Source organism: Streptomyces pratensis, from assembly GCF_037137275.1.
Taxonomy (GTDB): domain Bacteria; phylum Actinomycetota; class Actinomycetes; order Streptomycetales; family Streptomycetaceae; genus Streptomyces; species Streptomyces pratensis_B.
This window is the reverse complement of record NZ_JBBBEN010000091.1, coordinates 120,523-138,868: the sequence shown is the minus strand read 5'-3', so window position 1 is coordinate 138,868 and position 18,346 is coordinate 120,523. Positions and strand designations below refer to the sequence as shown.

Annotated in this window: 17 protein-coding genes; 6 read left to right on the top strand and 11 right to left on the bottom strand. The window is 71.3% G+C overall.

Features of this window, described 5'->3' with window-relative positions; genetic code table 11:
- Positions 1–44: 44 nt before the first annotated feature.
- Positions 45–1,715, bottom strand: coding sequence for a glycoside hydrolase family 6 protein (locus V9U70_RS16750; RefSeq protein ID WP_336676135.1), 1,671 nt, complete (start codon positions 1,713–1,715; stop codon positions 45–47).
- A gap of 1,074 nt (positions 1,716–2,789) precedes the next feature.
- A complete protein-coding gene (locus V9U70_RS16745; RefSeq protein WP_336676133.1) occupies positions 2,790–3,947 on the bottom strand; it encodes an acyl-CoA dehydrogenase in 1,158 nt (385 codons plus the stop codon).
- A gap of 208 nt (positions 3,948–4,155) precedes the next feature.
- Between V9U70_RS16745 and V9U70_RS16740 the strand changes: the two genes are divergently transcribed.
- Positions 4,156–5,499 (top strand): UDP-glucose dehydrogenase family protein, encoded by a 1,344-nt coding sequence (locus tag V9U70_RS16740; protein WP_336676072.1) that lies wholly within the window; start codon positions 4,156–4,158, stop codon positions 5,497–5,499.
- A 9-nt stretch (positions 5,500–5,508) separates the two neighbouring features.
- Here V9U70_RS16740 and V9U70_RS16735 read toward each other — a convergent pair whose 3' ends face one another.
- Positions 5,509–6,042 (bottom strand): CGNR zinc finger domain-containing protein, encoded by a 534-nt coding sequence (locus V9U70_RS16735; protein ID WP_336676070.1) that lies wholly within the window; start codon positions 6,040–6,042, stop codon positions 5,509–5,511.
- A gap of 252 nt (positions 6,043–6,294) precedes the next feature.
- Here V9U70_RS16735 and V9U70_RS16730 point away from each other — a divergent pair, with 252 nt between their 5' ends.
- Positions 6,295–6,660 (top strand): VOC family protein, encoded by a 366-nt coding sequence (locus V9U70_RS16730; RefSeq protein WP_336676068.1) that lies wholly within the window; start codon positions 6,295–6,297, stop codon positions 6,658–6,660.
- A 70-nt stretch (positions 6,661–6,730) separates the two neighbouring features.
- A complete protein-coding gene (locus V9U70_RS16725) occupies positions 6,731–7,936 on the top strand; it encodes a GDSL-type esterase/lipase family protein (protein WP_336676066.1) in 1,206 nt (401 codons plus the stop codon).
- Positions 7,937–7,997: 61 nt separating this feature from the next.
- On the opposite strand, the gene V9U70_RS16720 is transcribed toward V9U70_RS16725, so the two are convergent.
- Genes V9U70_RS16720 through V9U70_RS16710 form a run of 3 tightly spaced genes read right to left on the bottom strand, consistent with a single transcriptional unit; the run spans position 7,998 to position 10,869 of the window.
- Positions 7,998–9,191 carry a dipeptidase gene (locus V9U70_RS16720; protein ID WP_336676064.1) on the bottom strand — a complete coding sequence of 398 codons (1,194 nt, stop codon included), beginning with the start codon at positions 9,189–9,191 and terminating at the stop codon, positions 7,998–8,000.
- 8 nt (positions 9,192–9,199) lie between these two features.
- Complete coding sequence (gene purE, locus V9U70_RS16715) at positions 9,200–9,742, bottom strand: 5-(carboxyamino)imidazole ribonucleotide mutase (protein ID WP_336676062.1); 543 nt, start codon at positions 9,740–9,742, stop codon at positions 9,200–9,202.
- Positions 9,739–10,869 (bottom strand): 5-(carboxyamino)imidazole ribonucleotide synthase, encoded by a 1,131-nt coding sequence (locus V9U70_RS16710; protein ID WP_419723989.1) that lies wholly within the window; start codon positions 10,867–10,869, stop codon positions 9,739–9,741. Before V9U70_RS16710 ends, purE begins: the two co-directional genes overlap by 4 nt.
- A 182-nt stretch (positions 10,870–11,051) precedes the next feature.
- Here V9U70_RS16710 and V9U70_RS16705 point away from each other — a divergent pair, with 182 nt between their 5' ends.
- On the top strand, positions 11,052–11,573 hold the full coding sequence (locus V9U70_RS16705; protein WP_336676059.1) for a GtrA family protein: 522 nt from the start codon (positions 11,052–11,054) through the stop codon (positions 11,571–11,573).
- Between the two features lie 17 nt (positions 11,574–11,590).
- On the opposite strand, the gene V9U70_RS16700 is transcribed toward V9U70_RS16705, so the two are convergent.
- Positions 11,591–12,856: an ATP-binding protein gene (locus V9U70_RS16700; RefSeq protein ID WP_336676057.1), complete on the bottom strand. Its 1,266-nt coding sequence runs from the start codon at positions 12,854–12,856 to the stop codon at positions 11,591–11,593.
- An 84-nt stretch (positions 12,857–12,940) separates the two neighbouring features.
- On the bottom strand, positions 12,941–13,618 hold the full coding sequence (locus tag V9U70_RS16695) for a response regulator transcription factor (protein WP_336676055.1): 678 nt from the start codon (positions 13,616–13,618) through the stop codon (positions 12,941–12,943).
- A 495-nt stretch (positions 13,619–14,113) separates the two neighbouring features.
- Between V9U70_RS16695 and V9U70_RS16690 the strand changes: the two genes are divergently transcribed.
- A complete protein-coding gene (locus V9U70_RS16690; protein WP_336676053.1) occupies positions 14,114–15,598 on the top strand; it encodes an oligopeptide:H+ symporter in 1,485 nt (494 codons plus the stop codon).
- A gap of 410 nt (positions 15,599–16,008) precedes the next feature.
- On the opposite strand, the gene V9U70_RS16685 is transcribed toward V9U70_RS16690, so the two are convergent.
- From V9U70_RS16685 to V9U70_RS16675, 3 genes are all read right to left on the bottom strand, one after another.
- On the bottom strand, positions 16,009–16,500 hold the full coding sequence (locus tag V9U70_RS16685) for an ATP-binding protein (RefSeq protein ID WP_336676051.1): 492 nt from the start codon (positions 16,498–16,500) through the stop codon (positions 16,009–16,011).
- Positions 16,501–16,709: 209 nt separating this feature from the next.
- Complete coding sequence (locus V9U70_RS16680; RefSeq protein ID WP_336676050.1) at positions 16,710–17,078, bottom strand: STAS domain-containing protein; 369 nt, start codon at positions 17,076–17,078, stop codon at positions 16,710–16,712.
- A 22-nt stretch (positions 17,079–17,100) separates the two neighbouring features.
- Entirely contained in the window at positions 17,101–17,337 is a 237-nt protein-coding gene (locus V9U70_RS16675; protein ID WP_336676048.1) for a hypothetical protein, read from the bottom strand.
- A 25-nt stretch (positions 17,338–17,362) separates the two neighbouring features.
- Between V9U70_RS16675 and V9U70_RS16670 the strand changes: the two genes are divergently transcribed.
- Complete coding sequence (locus V9U70_RS16670; RefSeq protein WP_336676047.1) at positions 17,363–18,316, top strand: RNA polymerase sigma factor SigF; 954 nt, start codon at positions 17,363–17,365, stop codon at positions 18,314–18,316.
- Positions 18,317–18,346: the final 30 nt, after the last annotated feature.

Here is an 18,346-nt window from a genome sequence, read left to right as displayed (position 1 = left end):
AGGGGCCGACGCCGTATCCGTACCCGCTACGTCCTAGCCCCTCGTCACAGCGCGGGGTGGGCGTTCTTCAGCAGCTCCTGGAACTGGGCGGAGAACCAGGCGCCGGAGATCGGCGCGTCGGGCAGCGCCCCGGACATGCTGTTCCCGTTGCGCGGGTTGCCGGTGTACGTCGGGTCGCACATCCGGTCGAAGCCCTTGCCGTCGGGGTTCGGGATGAGCTTGCTGGAACCGTCGGACTCACCCGGCGGCTTGACCCAGACGTACGCGTCGATCCCGGCGGCGGGGGCGGTCGTCGGGCGCTCGCCGAGGCCCGCACCGGCCTGGTTGCACCAGTTGCCGAGGTGGAGTCGGCGGTCGTAGCGCCCGCCGTCGACGTATGCGTCGACAGTCGTCCTCGGGCCGGGCCCGGCCGGCCGTGCCGAACCGCCCCAGCCGTTGCGGGAGGTGTCGATCAGCATGCCGAGACCGGAGTCGAAGCCGATCCTGACCAGCTCGGCCCGCATGGCCTGCGCATAGGTCAGCTCGTCGGTGTAGCGGTTCCAGTCCACCCACTTCGACTGGCGTACGGAGGTGCCGTTGACGCTGTCGCCGATGGCGAAGTTGTCCTCCTTCAGGGCGCTGTAGTTGGCGGTGTTGACGATGAAGCCGTGTACGTCGGCAAGGGTCGCGCCCTCGGTGGTGGCGGCCTCCTTGAAGATCTGGGCGGAAGCGCCGAAGTTGTCGTCCCAGCCGAGCCAGCCGTGGTGGCCGGCGTCGACGTAGTTGTAGACGTTGGCGATGTCGCCCAGCTTGTTGAGCGCGTACCCGACGCCCTTCTGGTAGTTGCCGTTCGCCTTCATCACGTCACAGTTGGGTGTGGCGGTGGGGCGGGGGGTGACATTGGTGACGAGGTTGGGCAGCGAGTCGATCTCCACCGTCGTGACGATCCGCAGGCCCGCGTACTTGGGGTCGGCGATGATCTCGGTGATCGGGTCGATGTACTCGTTCTTGTACCGGCCGATCTCTGTCGGGCCGAGCTCACCGTTGGAGGCGAGCGCCGCACAGTCGCGGCCCGGCAGGTTGTAGATCACCAGCTGGACGGCGAGCTCGCCCGTGCCCTTCTGCTCGAGGGCCTCGTCCAGGTGGGCGCGCAGACCCATGCTGGTGCTGCTGCCCTCGATGGCGGCGATGCGGTCCAGCCAGACAGCGGTCGGCTGCTGGGAGACGGCCGCGCCGCCCGGCTCCGCCGCGGCCTTCGCGGACCACTCGGGGTTCACATAGGTCTTCGCGCCCACGTACGGGTTGTCCACCCGGTCGCCGGGCGGGTCCGTCGGGTCCGGGTCCGGGTCGGGCCCGGGGCCCGGGCCGGTGCCGCCGTCGCAGGTCACGCCGTTGAGCTTGAAGGTCGCCGGCACGGCGTTCTCGCCGCTGTTGCTGGCGTTGAAGCCGAAGGCAGCGGAACCGCCGGTGCCGAGGTTGCCGTTGTACGAGACGTTCTTGGCGGTGACGGCTGCGCCCGTCTGGCTGACGACGGCGTTCCAGCCCTGCGTGATCTTCTGGTCGCCGGCGTAGACCCACTCCAGGGTCCAGCCGTTCACCGGGTCACCGGTGTTGGTGACGGTCACGTTCGCACCGAAACCGCCGTTCCACTGACCCTGCACCTTGTAGTCGACGGTGCAGCCTGCGGCGGCGGCGCCGGCGGTACCGGTCGCCGCGGCGGTGACGCCCGCGGCCATGAACAGGGCACAGGCCGCTGCCAGGCCCGTACGGCCGCGGGAGGAGATGGCCGAAGACCGCAGTCTTCTCCGGGAAGCCGTGGGGGACGTGGGGGAAGGGGTGGCGCTGGAATGCACGGGGTGATGCATGAGCGACTCCTGACGACTGAGGTGCTCCTGACAGAACACCTAGCGAGGGGGACCGCTCCCACTGGTGAGGCAGACCGTAGCGCCAAGCGGCGACAAGTAACAGACGTGTTGCAAACTTTCTCTGTCGAATAACTTCGACTCTTCACCCTTCTTGACCGCACCGCCGGGGTCACATCACAGTGGGAGCGCTCCCACTGGTGCAAGGCTTGAACGTACGATCCGTGCGGTTCGGGACGCCCGACCCTGGGCGTCCCGAACCGGCACAAGGGCGATACCGCAACGCCCTCCAGCTCCACCAGCAGTTCTTTCAGCCCCCGCACGCGGTTCTCGGCCCGCGCTCCGGTTCCTTCGGGGCAGGCGCCTGTACGAGCAACACCCGCACAGAAGAGTCCCGTTCGCCATGGGCCTTCGGTGTGCCGACGCAGTGCCCGAAGTCCGCGGACCGAGGGCCGCGGCGCGGCCCGGTCGGGTGCGCAGACGCCCGGCGTCTGTGCGACGTCCTCACCGGCAGCGACTCGGCCCCGCGGCCGGGCACGGACGGAGGCCACCGTCGGGTTGAGGCGGGCGTGCACCACTGCCCTGCCTGGGCTCACGGTTCCGGTGGGCAGCCGGAACTCCCGCCCGCGGCCGAACGGCCCCGCGCTGACCGGGGATGCCCGGAACACGCCGGGGGACTCGGACGTGCGGCCGTCGCCACCAGGCCGGCCCCCGGCGGGGACGGCCCCGCCGCGCGGGCGACGGCCCTGGCCCAGCCCACACGAAAGACCCCCGGCGATGCCGGGAGCCTTGTCGTTTACGCAGGTCAGCGTCTGTCCCCAGGCCAGGGCGCGCCCGGGATCTCCCCAGCATGACGCCCGAGGAGGCCCAGGAGCGGACCCGAACGGCCGGGAAGCCGATCAGGGCTCCTGGACCGGCCGAGCGGGGCACTGACCTGCGAGAACCCTGTTACGGCAGGTTGCGCGCCATGACGATCCGCTGGACCTGGTTCGTGCCCTCGTAGATCTGCGTGATCTTGGCGTCGCGCATCATCCGCTCGACCGGGTAGTCCCGCGTGTAGCCGTAGCCGCCGAGCAGCTGGACGGCGTCCGTGGTGACCTCCATGGCGACGTCGGAGGCGAAGCACTTGGCGGCCGCGCCGAAGAACGTGAGGCCGCCGTCGACGCGCTCGGACTTGGCGGCGGCCGAGTAGGTGAGCTGGCGGGCGGCCTCCAGCTTCATCGCCATGTCGGCGAGCATGAACTGGACGCCCTGGAAGTCGGCGATCGGCTTGCCGAACTGCTTGCGCTCCTGGACGTACCCGTGGGCGTAGTCCAGCGCACCCTGGGCGATGCCGAGGGCCTGGGCCGCGATGGTGATGCGGGTGTGGTCCAGGGTCTTCATCGCGGTGGCGAAGCCGGTGCCCTCCTCGCCGATCATGCGGTCGGCGGGGATGCGGACGTTGTCGAAGTAGACCTCGCGGGTCGGGGAGCCCTTGATGCCGAGCTTCTTCTCCGGGGCCCCGAAGGAGACGCCCTCGTCGGACTTCTCGACCACGAAAGCGGAGATGCCCTTGGATCGCTTGGTCGGGTCGGTGACCGCCATGACCGTGTAGTAGTCGGAGACGCCCGCGTTGGTGATCCAGCGCTTCACTCCGTTGAGGACCCAGAAGTCGCCGTCGCGGACGGCCTTGGTCTTCATCCCCGCCGCATCCGAGCCGGCGTCCGGCTCGGACAGGGCGTACGAGAACATCGCGTCGCCCTTGGCGAGCGGGCCCAGGTACTTCCGCTTCAGCTCCTCCGAGCCGGAGAGGATCACCGGGAGCGAGCCCAGCTTGTTGACGGCCGGGATCAGGGAGGAGGAGGCGCAGACGCGGGCAACCTCCTCGATCACGATGACCGTGGCGAGCGCGTCGGCGCCGGCCCCGCCGTACTCCTCCGGGACGTGGACCGCGTGCAGGTCCGAGGCGACCAGGGCGTCCAGCGCCTCCTGCGGGAAACGGCTCTCCTCGTCCACCGCGGCGGCGAAGGGGGCGATCTTCGTCTCGGCGAGCGCGCGGATGGTGTCGCGGAGCATGTCGTGCTCCTCGGCCGGACGGTACAGGTCGAAATCGGTCGAACCCGCCAAGACGCTCACTCCCCAAGATGCTAACTACCGTTAAGTAACCCAATTTTAGTGCGCCTCCCGCTCTCCGGCATACGTGAGCGGCACGTGAGCTTCGTGACAGGGGCCGGCCGGACGGGGACGTTCCGGGCGGGCGGAGCGGCGAATGCCGGGCAGCGGTCCCCGACTATGCTCGGTCCGCACGTCCGTCCGCACCTCCCAGGAGCACTCCATGGCCCTCAGGATCACTGTGATCGGCACCGGGTATCTCGGCGCCACCCATGCCGCGGCCATGGCCGAGCTGGGGTTCGAGGTCCTCGGGCTCGACGTCGTGCCGGAGAAGATCGAACTGCTCTCCACCGGCCGCGTGCCGATGTACGAACCGGGCCTGGAGGAGATGCTCCAGAAGCATGTCGCGGGCATCGAGGGCTCCACGGGGCGGCTGCGCTTCACCACCTCCTGGGAGGAGGTCGGCGCGTTCGGCGATGTGCACTTCGTCTGCGTGAACACTCCCCAGAAGCACGGCGAGTACGCCTGCGACATGAGCTACGTCGACAGCGCCTTCGAGTCGCTCGCCCCGCAGCTCGCCCGGCCCGCCCTGGTCGTCGGCAAGTCGACCGTCCCCGTCGGATCGGCCGCCCGTCTCGCGGCGCGGCTGGCCGAGCTGGCCCCGGCCGGCCAGGACGCCGAGCTGGCCTGGAACCCGGAGTTCCTGCGCGAGGGCTTCGCCGTGCAGGACACCCTGCGCCCCGACCGGATCGTCGTCGGCGTGCGGAGCGAGGCGGCCGAGAAGCTGCTGCGCGAGGTGTACGCGGCGCCGGTGGCGGAGGGCTCGCCGTTCGTGGTGACCGACTTCCCGACCGCCGAGCTGGTGAAGACCTCGGCCAACTCCTTCCTGGCCACCAAGATCTCCTTCATCAACGCGATGGCCGAGGTCTGCGAGGCCGCCGACGGAGACGTCGTGAAGCTCGCGGAGGCCATCGGGCACGACGAGCGGATCGGGAGGAAGTTCCTGCGGGCCGGGATCGGCTTCGGCGGCGGCTGTCTGCCCAAGGACATCCGGGCCTTCATGGCGCGCGCCGGCGAGCTGGGCGCGGACCAGGCGCTGACCTTCCTCCGCGAGGTCGACTCCATCAACATGCGCCGCCGCGGCCACATGGTCGAGCTGGCCCGCGAGGCCGTGGGCGGGGACTCGTTCCTCGGCAAGCGGGTGGCGGTGCTGGGCGCCGCGTTCAAGCCCGACTCCGACGACGTACGCGACTCCCCCGCGCTCAACGTGGCGGGGCAGATCCACCTCCAGGGCGGCCAGGTCACCGTCTTCGACCCGAAGGGCATGGACAACGCCCGCCGGCTCTTCCCGACCCTGGGCTACGCGGACTCGGCGCTGGAGGCGGTGCGCGGCGCGGACGTGGTGCTGCACCTGACGGAGTGGCCCGAGTTCCGCGAGCTGGACCCGGTGGCGCTGGGCGAGGCGGCGGCCCGCCGGATCATCCTGGACGGCCGCAACGCGCTGGACAGCGCGGTGTGGCGCGAGGCGGGGTGGACGTACCGGGCGATGGGCCGGCCGAAGGCCTGACCCGCCCGCCTACGAACGCTTCGCGCGGTACGTACGCATCTTGGCGCGAGCCCCGCAGACCGACATCGAGCACCATCGGCGTCGGCCGGCGGGGCTCCGGTCGTAGTAGGCCCACTGGCAGTCGGCCGCCTCGCACGCCTTGAGCCGGAGCCAGGTCCCGTCGGCGGCCGACACGGCGATGGCCTCGGCGACCCGGGCCGTGAGCGCCGCCGCGCCCGCCGCCGGCTCAGGCCCCGCCGCCGGGCGCAGCGCCGCCGCACCCGCCTCGTCGACGACGACCAGGAGCGGGGCGGCGGCGAGGAGCGGGGTCAGTGCGGGCAAAGGCGGCCCGCCCGGGGGCGGCCGGTGCCCCGCGTGGGCGAGGCAGGCCCGGCGCAGCGCCTCGCGCAGGTCGCGGGCGGCCGGGACGTCGTCCTGGGAGAGGCCGAAGGGGGCCCGGCCAGCGGCGGTGTCGAGGGCGTCCGCGCCCGTCTCGACGTCCAGCGAGTTGACCAGCGCCTCGATCAGCGCGAGCCGGCCGGGCGCGGGGGTCTTCTCACTCATCGCGCGCCCGCGCCCGGTGGGCCTCGTCCCCGGCTCCACCGCTCGGAACGGCCCACGGCCTGCCGGGCGTTCGCGCCCCACGGGCCTCGACCGCGGACCCGCCGACCGGTCTCGCCCGCCGGGCTTCTCCTGCGGCCTCACCGCGTGACACGTCCTGCGCGCTCATGGTTGCGACGTTACCCCCGATACGGCAGCATGAGGTAACCGTTACCAGTTGCCGCAGTTAAGCAGTAACCGAAGAAGGGATGTCCCATGGCCATCGCCACACTGGGTTCCGTCGTACTGGACTGCCCCGACCCCAACGCCCTCGCCGGTTTCTACGCCGCTCTCCTCGGCGGTGTCGTCGAGGAGAGCGGGGACGACTGGGTGGAGCTCAACGGGGCCCCCGGCACCCAGCTCGCGTTCCAGGCCGCCCCCGACTTCGTGCCTCCGCAGTGGCCGCGGCCCGACGCCTCGCAGCAGTTCCACCTCGATCTGACCGTGCCCGACCTGGACACGGCGGAGCGGGAGGTGCTCGCGCTGGGGGCCCGGCCGCTGGACACGGAGGACCGGACGCGAAGCTTCCGGGTGTACGCGGACCCCGCGGGCCACCCGTTCTGTCTCTGCGCCGGTCAGTGACCCGGTCCCCCCGGGGAGGGCCGGGGGGAAACGGTGTGCGGTTCAGCCATCCGGTTGACAGGCTGGGCGCATGAACGACTCACAAGCCCCCGGGCCCTCTCCCGCGGCCCACACGACGGAGTGGGTCGACACCCCCCTGACCGCCGAGCTGGTCCGCGGTGCGCTCGATCTGGAGCGCACCGCGCGCGGTCTCCTCCCCCACCGGCTGCCCGCCCGTGCCCGCGCCCAGTACAGCGACGAGCAACTGGCCCAGGCGGAGTCGCAGCCCTCCGGGGTCCGGCTGGTGTTCCGGACCCGGGCCACCGCCGTCGAGCTGGACGTTTTGCGCACCGTGACGGGCTACCGGGGCGTCCCGCCGGGCCCGGACGGCGCGTACGACCTGCACATCGACGGGCGTCCGGCCGGCCGCGCCACGGCGGGCGGCGGCGACGTGCTGATGGTCGACCTGTCCGACGGCTCCCGCGAGACGATCCCGGGCCCGGTCGGCAGCGTGCGGTTCATTGGCCTGCCCGACCGGGAGAAGGACGTCGAGATCTGGCTGCCGTACACCGAGACCACCGAGCTGATCGCCCTGCGCACCGACGCGCCCGTCCACGCGGTGGCGCCGGGCGGCCGGCGGGTGTGGCTGCACCACGGCAGTTCGATCAGCCAGGGCTCCGCGGCGGAGAGCTCCGCCACTGCCTGGCCCGCCCTGGCCGCTGCCGCGGGGGGCGTGGAGCTGGTGAACCTGGGACTGGGCGGCAGCGCCCTGCTCGATCCGTTCGTGGCACGCGTCCTGCGGGACACGCCGGCCGACCTGATCAGCGTGAAGATCGGCATCAACATCGTCAACCTCGACCTGATGCGGCTGCGCGCCTTCACCCCGGCGGTGCACGGCTTCCTGGACACCGTTCGCGAGGGGCGTCCGACCACGCCGCTGCTGGTCGTCTCCCCCCTCCACTGCCCCAGCCACGAGGACACCCCGGGGCCCGGCGCACCGGACTTCCGGGCCGGGTCGCTCGCGTTCAGAGCCATGGGCGACCCGGCGGAGACCGCCTCCGGCAAGCTCACCCTCACCGTCATCCGCGCGGAGCTGGCCCGGATCGTGGAGCAGCGGGCGGCCGACGACCCGCACTTGTACTGCCTGGACGGCCGCGAGCTGTACGGCGAGGCGGACTTCGCCGAGCTGCCGCTGCCCGACCAGCTCCACCCGGACGCCGCCGCCCACCGTCGTATGGGAGAACGCTTCGCGGCGCTCGCCTTCGGCCCGGGGGGCCCGTTCGCGGCGGCGCCCTGACCGGGCCCGCCCCGGCGGACCGGTCACGGTCCGCCGCCGGGTCTCGAGCGCCCCGCGGTGGCTAGCGCACCGGTCCGTCCAGCTCGGTGATCGTCGCGTGGGACGGGCCGCGCCGACGCTGCTCGTCGCGGGCCACGGCCTCCGCGTCGCGCAGCACCCGTACGGCGTTCTGCCAGGTCAGCTTGGCGATGTCGCCCTCGGACCAGCGGCGGCGCAGCAGTTCGGCGATCAGGTTCGGATAGCCGGAGACGTCCTCGAGACCGCGCGGTGTGAACGCCGTGCCGTCGTAGTCGCCGCCGATGCCGATGTGGTCGACGCCCGCGACCTCGCGCAGGTGGTCGAGGTGGTCGGCGATGGTGGCGACGGTGGCCTGCGGGCGCGGGTGGGCCGCCTCGAAGTCCTCGTGGATGCGCATCGCGGCCGGGGTGGTGTCGAGGTGGTGCAGCCCGTGCTCGCGCATGTTCCGGTCGGCGGCCAGGGTCCAGGCGACGGCCGCGGGCAGGACGAACTTCGGGACGAAGGTCGCCATCGCGACGCCGCCGTTGGCCGGGAGGGCCGCGAGCACGTCGTCGGGGATGTTGCGCGGGTGGTCGCAGACCGTGCGCGCCGAGGAGTGCGAGAAGATCACCGGCGCGGTGCTGGTGGCGAGGGCGTCGCGCATGACGCCGTCCGCGACGTGCGAGAGGTCGACCAGCATGCCCACGCGGTTCATCTCGCGGACGACCTCGCGGCCGAACGGGGAGAGGCCGCCGAGGCGCGGCAGGTCCGTCGCGCTGTCCGCCCAGTCGATGTTGTCGTTGTGCGTGAGCGTCATGTAGCGGACGCCGAGCTCGTACAGGGAGCGCAGGGCGCCCAGCGAGTTGTTGATGGAGTGGCCGCCCTCGGCCCCCATCAGGGAGGCGATACGGCCCTCGGCGCGGGACTTCTCCAGGTCGTCGGCGGTGAGCGCCCGGCGCAGATGGGCCGGGTAGCGGGCGATCAGCTCGGCGACGACGTCGATCTGCTCCAGCGTGGCGCTGACGGCCGCGTCGCCGGTCAGGTCGGTGCGGACGTACACCGACCAGAACTGGCCGCCGACCCCGCCCGCCCTGAGCCGTGCGAGGTCGGTGTGGAGCACGCCGCGCTGGTCGGCGGCGATGTCCCGGGCGTCGAGGTCGTAGCCGACCTGTTCGCGCAGGGCCCAGGGGAGGTCGTTGTGGCCGTCGACGACGGGGTGGGCGGCGAGGATCTCGCGGGCGCGGGAGAGGTGGTCCACGGCCGGGCCTACTTTCCGAAGCCGAAGGAGTCGGCGCCGGCGACCTTGGCCCGCAGCCGCTTGCCCTTCTCGGTGGCCTGGTCGTTCAGCTCCCGCTGGAACTCCCGCATCCGGTCCTGCAACGCGGGGTCCTGCGCGGCGAGGATGCGGGCGGCGAGCAGGCCCGCGTTGCGCGCGCCGCCGACCGAGACGGTGGCGACGGGCACCCCGGCGGGCATCTGGACGATGGAGAGCAGGCTGTCCATGCCGTCCAGGTACTTCAGCGGCACCGGCACGCCGATGACCGGCAGCGGGGTGACCGAGGCGAGCATGCCGGGCAGGTGGGCGGCGCCGCCCGCTCCGGCGATGACCGTCCTGATGCCGCGGCCCGCCGCCTCCTCGCCGTACGCGATCATCTCGTGCGGCATGCGGTGGGCGGAGACGACGTCGACCTCGTACGGGATCTCGAACTCGTCGAGCGCCTCTGCGGCGGCCTCCATGACGGGCCAGTCGGAGTCCGAGCCCATCACGATGCCGACGAGGGGGGAGGGACCGGTGCCGGGGGAAGTCATTCGGTGATCGTTCCTCGCAGGTAGTCGGCCGCGTGCCGGGCGCGCTCCCGCACGTCCGCCAGATCGTCGCCGTAGGTGTTGACGTGTCCGACCTTGCGGCCGGGCTTCACGTCCTTGCCGTACATGTGGATCTTGAGCTGCGGATCGCGGGCCATGCAGTGCAGGTACGCCTGGTACATGTCCGGGAAGTCGCCGCCCAGGACGTTGCACATGACCGTCCAGGGGGCGCGCGGGCGCGGGTCGCCCAGGGGGAGGTCGAGGACGGCCCGCACATGGTTGGCGAACTGGGACGTGATCGCGCCGTCCTGCGTCCAGTGGCCGGAGTTGTGGGGGCGCATCGCCAGCTCGTTGACGAGGATGCCGGGGGTCCCGTCGGCCTTTCGGATCTCGAACAGCTCGACCGCGAGGTGGCCGACGACGTCCAGTTCGGCGGCGATGCGCAGGGCGAGCTGCTGGGCCTCACCGGCCAGCGCCTCGTCCAGGCCGGGGGCCGGGGCGATCACCGTGTCGCAGACGCCGTCGACCTGAACGGACTCGACGACCGGGTAGGCGACGGCCTGGCCGTGCGGCGAGCGGACGATGCCGGCCGCCAGCTCCCGTACGAAGTCGACCTTCTCCTCCGCCAGGACCGGGACCCCGGCGCGGAAGGGCTCGGCGGCGTCCGCCTCCGAGCGGACCACCCACACGCCCTTGCCGTCGTAGCCGCCGCGCACGGTCTTGAGGATGACCGGGAAGCCCCCGGTCTCCTCGGCGAACGAGGCGGCGTCGGCCGGATCGCTCACGATGCGGTGGCGGGGGCAGGGTGCGCCGATCTCCAGGAGTCTGGCCCTCATCACCCCCTTGTCCTGGGCGTGCACCAGTGCATCGGGGCCGGGGCGCACGGGGATGCCGTCCGCTTCCAGGGCCCGCAGATGCTCGGTCGGCACGTGCTCGTGATCGAAGGTGATCACGTCGCAACCGCGCGCGAAGGCGCGCAGCGTGTCCAGGTCGCGATAGTCGCCGATGACGACCTCGCTCACCACTTGGGCCGCCGAGTCCTGGGGAGTGTCACTGAGGAGCTTGAATTTCAGGCCGAGGGGGATGCCCGCCTCGTGGGTCATACGGGCGAGCTGACCGCCGCCGACCATGCCGACTACCGGGAACGTCACGCCTCCAGGGTATCCGCCACGCCGGTGGTCCCCCGACGCCGTCCGGCCAATGCCCCGCGGACTCACGGACGTCGTACGGGAGTGCTGGTTAGCATGGCGGAGTTGACGTACGCCTGTCGACGCCACCAGACGCCTTCCAACGGACGGGACCAGCGATCACCATGAGCGAACCGGGCGCATTGCGGACCCGGCTTGAGCTGCTGGGCCGGGAGGTCGCCAAGTTCGGCGCGGTCGGCGCGGCCGGGCTGCTGGTCAACATGGCGGTCTTCAACCTGCTCCGGCACACCACGGACCTGCCGGTGGTCCGGGCGAGCCTGCTGGCGACCTTCGTCGCCATCCTCTTCAACTACGTGGGCTTCCGCTACTGGACCTACCGGGAGCGCGACAAGACGGGCCGCACCCGCGAACTGAGCCTGTTCCTGCTGTTCAGCGCGGCGGGCGCGGTGATCGAGACCGGCGTGCTGTATCTGGCGACGTACGGCTTCGGCTGGAACACCCCGGTCCAGAGCAACGTGTTCAAGATCGTCGGCATCGGGATCGCCACCCTGTTCCGCTTCTGGTCCTACCGGACCTGGGTCTTCAAGGCCCTGCCCGCCAAGGAGGCCGTGCTCAGCGCGGAACGGTTTCTGGAGCAGCGAAGGCCGTCGGAACAGCAGGTAGGCCCCGACCCCGTACGGAACTGACTCACCCGCGCCGCCGCTCAGCGCACCGGCCGCTCCGGGGCCTTGCGGTCCTGCGGGGCCCGGCTGAGGAAGAGCGCGAACACCGCGGGGTGCTGCTGGAGCAGTTCCAGACGGCCGCCGTCCGCCTCCGCGAGGTCACGGGCGACGGCCAGGCCGATGCCCGTGGAGTTGCGGCCGCTGATCGTCCGCTCGAAGATCCGCGCCCCCAGCTCGGCCGGGACGCCGGGGCCCTCGTCGGTGACCTCGATGACCACCTGGTTGCCGGTGACCCGGGTGCGCAGCGCGACGGTGCCGCCGCCGTGCATCAGGGAGTTCTCGATCAGCGCCGCCAGGACCTGGGCGACCGCGCCCGGAGTGCCGACGGCCCGCAAACCGTGCTTTCCGGAGCAGACCAGGGCGCGGCCGGTGCTGCGGTAGGCGGGGCGCCACTCCTCGATCTGCTGCTTGACGACCTCGTCGAGATCGAAGAGGACGGCGGAGCCGGTGCGCGGGTCGCGGGAGTTCGTGAGCAGCCGCTCGACGACGTCGGTGAGCCGCTCCACCTGCGTGAGGGCGATGTTCGCCTCCTCCTTGACCGTCTCCAGGTCCTCGGTGACGGAGATCTCCTCGATCCGCATGGAGAGCGCGGTCAGCGGTGTCCGCAGTTGGTGAGAGGCGTCGGCGGCCAGTCGGCGCTCGGCCGTCAGCATCCGGGCGATCCGTTCGGCGGAGGCGTCCAGGACGTCGGCGACCCGGTCGAGCTCCGGCACCCCGTACCGCTTGTGGCGCGGGCGGGGGTCGCCGGAGCCGAGGCGCTCCGCGGTCTCGGCGAGGTCGGTGAGCGGGGAGGCGAGCCGGTTGGCCTGGCGTACGGCGAGGAGCACGGCGGAGACGATCGCCAGCAGGGCCACCGCGCCGATGATCAGCAGGGTGCGCCCCACCTCGCGGGTGACGGCGGAGCGGGACTCCTCGACGGTGACCTTCTCACCGCCGTCCCCGGTCTCGATGGCCCGCAGGACGCTGCCGGTGGGGCGGTCGCCGACGGCGATGGGCTCCCGGCCCGGAATCTCGATCAACGCGAACCGGGTACGGTCGATCTGCTCGGCCAGCACGCGCGGGTTGATCCGCTCGCCGCCCAGGAGCTGGCTCTCGACCACGCTGAGCAGCCGCAGCGCCTCGGACTCGACGCTCTCCTGGGCGCTGGCGCTGATGGTGCGCGTCTCCACGATCACCAGCGACACACCGAAGACGGAGATGACCACGAGCACCACGGCGAGCGTGGAGTTGATCAGCCGGCGGCGCATGGCCGCCTCCGTTCGTCGTCAGGCGCATGAGGGGCCTCCCCCGGGCGCGCGGGGCCGTCCTCGGAGTACATGGGGGGCGCTGCGTCAGCTCTTCTCGAACCGGAAGCCGACGCCCCGGACGGTGGCGATGTAGCGCGGGTTGGCGGCGTCGTCGCCGAGCTTCTTGCGCAGCCAGGAGATGTGCATGTCGAGCGTCTTGGTGGAGGACCACCAGGTGGTGTCCCAGACCTCGCGCATCAGCTGGTCACGGGTGACGACCCGGCCGGCGTCCCGGACCAGGACCCGCAGCAGGTCGAACTCCTTGGCGGTGAGCTGGAGTTCCTCCTCGCCCATCCAGGCCCGGTGGGACTCGACGTCGATCCTGACGCCGTGGGTGGCGGGCTGCGGGACGGGCTCGGCGGCCCCGCGGCGCAGCAGGGCGCGGACCCGGGCGAGCAACTCGGCGAGCCGGAACGGCTTGGTGACGTAGTCGTCGGCGCCGGCGTCCAGGCCGACGACCGTGTCGACCTCGTCGGCCCGCGCGGTCAGCACCAGGATGGGGATGGCGTGCCCGTCGGCGCGCAGCCGCCGGGCGACTTCGAGCCCGTCCATACCGGGCAGCCCCAGATCGAGGACGACCAGATCGACGCCGCCCTTGAGTCCGGCGTCGAGCGCGGCCGGGCCGTCCTGGCGGACCTCGACCTCGTAACCCTCGCGGCGCAGGGCGCGGGCCAGCGGCTCCGAGATGGACGCGTCGTCCTCGGCGAGCAGTACACGGGTCATGGGGTGATGGTAGTCCGGACGCGGCGCGAGGGGTGAGGTCCAGAACAATGCCTGCGGGTCAGCGCAACAAAGCGGACAGGAGCCTTGGAATATGGGAGCGTGGTTCCACTAACACCTGTGATCCATGTCTCAAGTCCTTCCATATGCCGCAGTGTCGTGTCGTATGGTGTTCCGACGCCTGTTGCACTACTCAAGGACCTTTGGGCAGCCATGAGCGCCAAGGGTCTCTTTTGTGTGCGGGGTCCGGTCACGGCCGGCCCCAGCGAGTGAATGACCTGTGAGCCGGGCCCGGGGTGCGAGAGCGTGCGCCGGGCGTGGATCCCGATGCGGTCCGTCCCCGCCCCGCCGTTCGACCGCGCTCCGCCAGGAGCCCGGTCGCGCGGGGCGAGTCCCCCTCAGGCGTGGGGACGGGGTGCGGCCGCACCGGTGCCGGCTGCCCCCCACCGGGCGCGTACCGCTCACAAGGCGGCGCGTCCCGACCAGCAAGGATCGACCATGGCGTCCAGCCTGACGAAGGACTCGGCCAGTTCCGGCGAGAAGACCTTCTTCGGCCACCCCCGCGGCCTGGCCACACTCTTCATGACGGAGATGTGGGAGCGCTTCAGCTACTACGGCATGAGGGCACTGCTCCCGCTCTACCTGATCGCCCCCGGCGGGCTCGACATGAAGCCCGCCACGGCGACCGCGATCTACTCGGTCTACCTGTCGCTGGTGTACCTGCTCGCCATGCCCGGCGGCTGGTTCGGCGACCGGGTCTGGGGCCCGCGCAAGACCGTCGCCATCGCCGGTGGCGTGATCATGCTCGGCCATCTGGTCCTGGCCCTGCCGTCCGAGGGCACGTTCTTCGCCGGTCTCGGCCTCGTGGCCATCGGATCGGGTCTGCTGAAGTCCAACATCTCGACGATGGTCGGCCACCTCTACGACGGCCCGGACGACCCGCGCCGCGACGGTGGCTTCACGATCTTCTACATGGGCATCAACATGGGCGCCTTCGCGGCGCCCCTGATCATCGGCACCGTCGGTGAGAACGTCAACTGGCACCTCGGCTTCGCCCTCGCCGCCCTCGGCATGGGGCTGGGCGTGGTCCAGTTCCTGCTCGGCACCCGCCACCTGAACGAGCGCAGCCTGGTCGTCCCCAAGCCGCTGTCCAAGGACGAGCGCGCCGCCACCCTGCGCAAGTCGATGATCTGGCTGGGCGTCGCGGCGGTCTTCTACATCGGCACGGTCGTCACCGGCGTCTACACGCTGAACTGGCTGCTGGTCCCGATCACCGTCGCGGGTCTCGTCATCCCGGTGATGGTCCTGGCGCGCATCAAGCGCGACAAGGAGCTCAGCGCCACCGAGCAGTCGAAGATGTCCGGCTACATCTGGTTCTTCGTGGCCGCGGCCATCTTCTGGATGATCTACGACCAGGGCGGCTCGACGCTCGCGATCTTCGCCGAGTCCTCCGCGGACAACAGCGTCTTCGGCTGGGACTTCCCGGTCTCCTGGTACCAGTCGGTCAACCCGGTCCTGATCATGGCGCTCGCCCCGGTCTTCGCCACCTTCTGGCTGGCGCTGAACCGGCGCGGCAAGGAGCCCAGCACGATCGTGAAGTTCAGCTCCGGCCTGGTGCTGGTCGGCGCGTCGTTCTTCGTCTTCCTGATGCCGCTCACCATCTCGGGCGACGGCCAGAAGGCCGCCGCGATGTGGCTGGTAGCGATCTACTTCCTCCAGACCGTCGCCGAGCTGACGCTCTCCCCGGTCGGCCTCTCGGTCACGACGAAGATGGCCCCGGCCAAGTACGCCAGCCAGATGATGGGTGTCTGGTTCCTCGCCGTCACCGCGGGCGACTGCACCACCGGCCTGCTCTCGCTGGCCGGCGTGGAGCTCAACCGCACCGGGGTGGTCGCCATGGAGGCGACGCTCGCCGTCGTGGCCGGTATCGCGATCTTCATGTACCGCGGCAAGGTCAAGAAGCTCATGGGCGACGTCCGCTGACGCAGCCCGCTGGGCGCACACGCACGGCGAAGGGCCGCCGCACCGGATTCGGTGCGGCGGCCCTTCGCCGTGGTGGCCGCACGGGAAGCCCGGCCTCCTCCCCCGGGGCGGGCCCCGGCCCGCCGCGTCCCCGTCGGTCCGGGGGGCGGTCAGCGCGCCCGGGCCCCCGGCGGTTACCGCCGTTGGCCCGGGCGCGGACACCGCGCCGCCCAGCGGATCGCCGCGCACGGGCGGGCCCTCAATCGGCAGCCCGCAGCCCGCAGCCCGCAGCCGCCACGGTCGCTGGGCGCGCGCCGCCGAGGAAGCCGCGGGCGGGCGCTCGCCCTCCGCCCGGCCCGATGCCGGCGGAACGACGAAAAGCGCGCCGGATCGGCGCGCTCTCGGGTGCGTGGGGCCGCTGTGTCCAGCGGCTATACGGGTGCGGCGAGTTCCGCCCAGACGGTCTTGCCCGGCGCGTCCGGCGCACGCTGGACTCCCCAGTCCAGGCAGAGGCGCTGCACGATGAACATGCCGTGCCCTCCGGGGCGGCCGGCGCGGTGCGGCGTACGAGGGGCGGGCTGGCCTGCCCCCCGGTCGGCGACCTCGACCCGCAGCGCCTTGGAGGTGCGCCCGAGACGGAGTTCCTCGGGGCCCTCCGCGTGCAGGCAGGCGTTGGTCACCAGCTCGGAGACGACCAGGAGGACGTCCTCCGCGGCGGCCTTGCGGTCCGCACCGGACGCCGGGAGCCAGCCCCAGTCGTGCAGCGCCTGACGGGCGAAGTCACGAGCTGTCGGAACGATCCCGCTGGCATCCCTGAGGGAGAGCGTGCGCCACTGCCGGTCGGCCGGGGCGGGCGAGTCCATGCCCGCTTCGTCCGGCTCGCGACCGAGGTCGCCCGGCGGATGCTGCCGGGTGGTGCTCATCAGCGCTTCACCTCACCGATTCGCCATGGCGCCATGTCGCCGTTCAACAGATACAGGTACTGATTCGGATAACGCGTGGTGCCGGGCCTCACAGAACACCGACGCAGGGTCTCTTGCCCTGCCGCACCGCGACGACACCCACTTCTGGCACACGATCGTCGTGACCTGTCGGCATCGCCGATGCCGCCGGTCGGACGCTCGTGCCCGGTTCAGGGCTCCAGCGCCTCTTCGAGGGTGGCGTGGACGGTGAAGACCGCCCCCGCGCCCGTGATCTCGAAGACCCTCGCCACGACAGGCTGCATTCCGGCCAAATGAACCCCTCCCCCGATCGCCTCCGCCTTGAGGCGGGCGCCGAGCAACACGTTCAGCCCGGTGGAATCACAGAACTCCAGGCGTGAGCAGTCGACCACGAGGCGTGACCGCCCCTGCTCGACCGCGCCCTCCAAGGGCTCGCGCAGCAGATCGGCCGTGTGGTGGTCAAGCTCACCCACCGGCGTCACGACCTCGCTGAGCCCCTCGGTCCGGGCCTCGACCTGAAGCCGACCCCGGTTCGCACTGCCGACCGTCCCGCGGTCCATGCCTGTCCCTCTTCGCCGCTCGTCACTTGCGCGTCACTGCCTGCGCGGCCGTATGCGTAGCTGCCGCCGACGTCCGTGAAACAGTACGCGTTTCATTCGCCACGCGGTAGTCGAAGAACTCAACAAAGCGGACATACATGAACAATTGGCAGTTGTCACTGCTGGCCGGAAGCGGGTAAGGGTAGAGGCCCACCCGAAACACGACCGGCTTTGGAGGCGCCGCTTCACCGCAGGAACACGTATCGGCATCGGCAGCCATATGCCGAGAACGATGGAGGAGAAGCATGTCACCCCGGCTCGACGAAGCGCGTACCCCCGATGCGCCGTCGGCATGTCCTCAGGGACCGACCAATTCCGACTCCCCCGCCGCGAGCGCCGTACCCGGCCCGCGCGCCGGCACGACCGGCATCACCCCTGACTTCCTCGGCGAGGGGCTCGAAGGGCTCCCCGAGATTCCGCCGTACGCCGAGGTCGGGGCCCTGGACGCCCGGGCGCTGTCGAAGACCCTCTTCGAACGCCTGGAGTCCCTCGAAGAGGGCACCCACGAGTACGCGTACGTCCGCAGCACCCTCGTCGAGCTGAACCTCGCGCTCGTCAAGTTCGCCGCTTCCCGGTTCCGCTCCCGCAGCGAGCCGATGGAGGACATCGTCCAGGTCGGCACCATCGGCCTGATCAAGGCGATCGACCGGTTCGAGCTGAGCCGCGGCGTGGAGTTCCCCACGTTCGCGATGCCGACCATCGTCGGCGAGGTCAAGCGTTTCTTCCGCGACACCAGCTGGTCCGTGCGCGTGCCGCGCCGGCTCCAGGAGCTCCGGCTCGACCTGGCGAAGGCGGGCGACGAGCTGTCCCAGCAGCTGGACCGCGCCCCGACCGTGACGGAGCTGTCCCAGCGGCTGGGCATCACCCCCGACGAGGTCGTCGAGGGCATGGCGGCGAGCAACGCCTACACGGCGAGCTCGCTGGACGCCAAGCCCGAGGAGGACGACCACGAGGGCGCGCTCGCGGACCGCATCGGCTACGAGGACCACAGCCTCGAAGGCATCGAGTACATCGAGTCCCTGAAGCCGCTCATCGCCGCGCTGCCCTCACGGGACCGCATGATCCTTTCACTCCGTTTCGTCAGCAACATGACGCAGTCGGAGATCGGTGAGGAGCTGGGCATCTCGCAGATGCACGTGTCCCGGCTGCTCTCCCGGACGCTGACCAAGCTCCGCAAGGGCCTGACCCTGGAGGAATGACCGGTCGCGGCCCCGCACCCCGGGACGCGC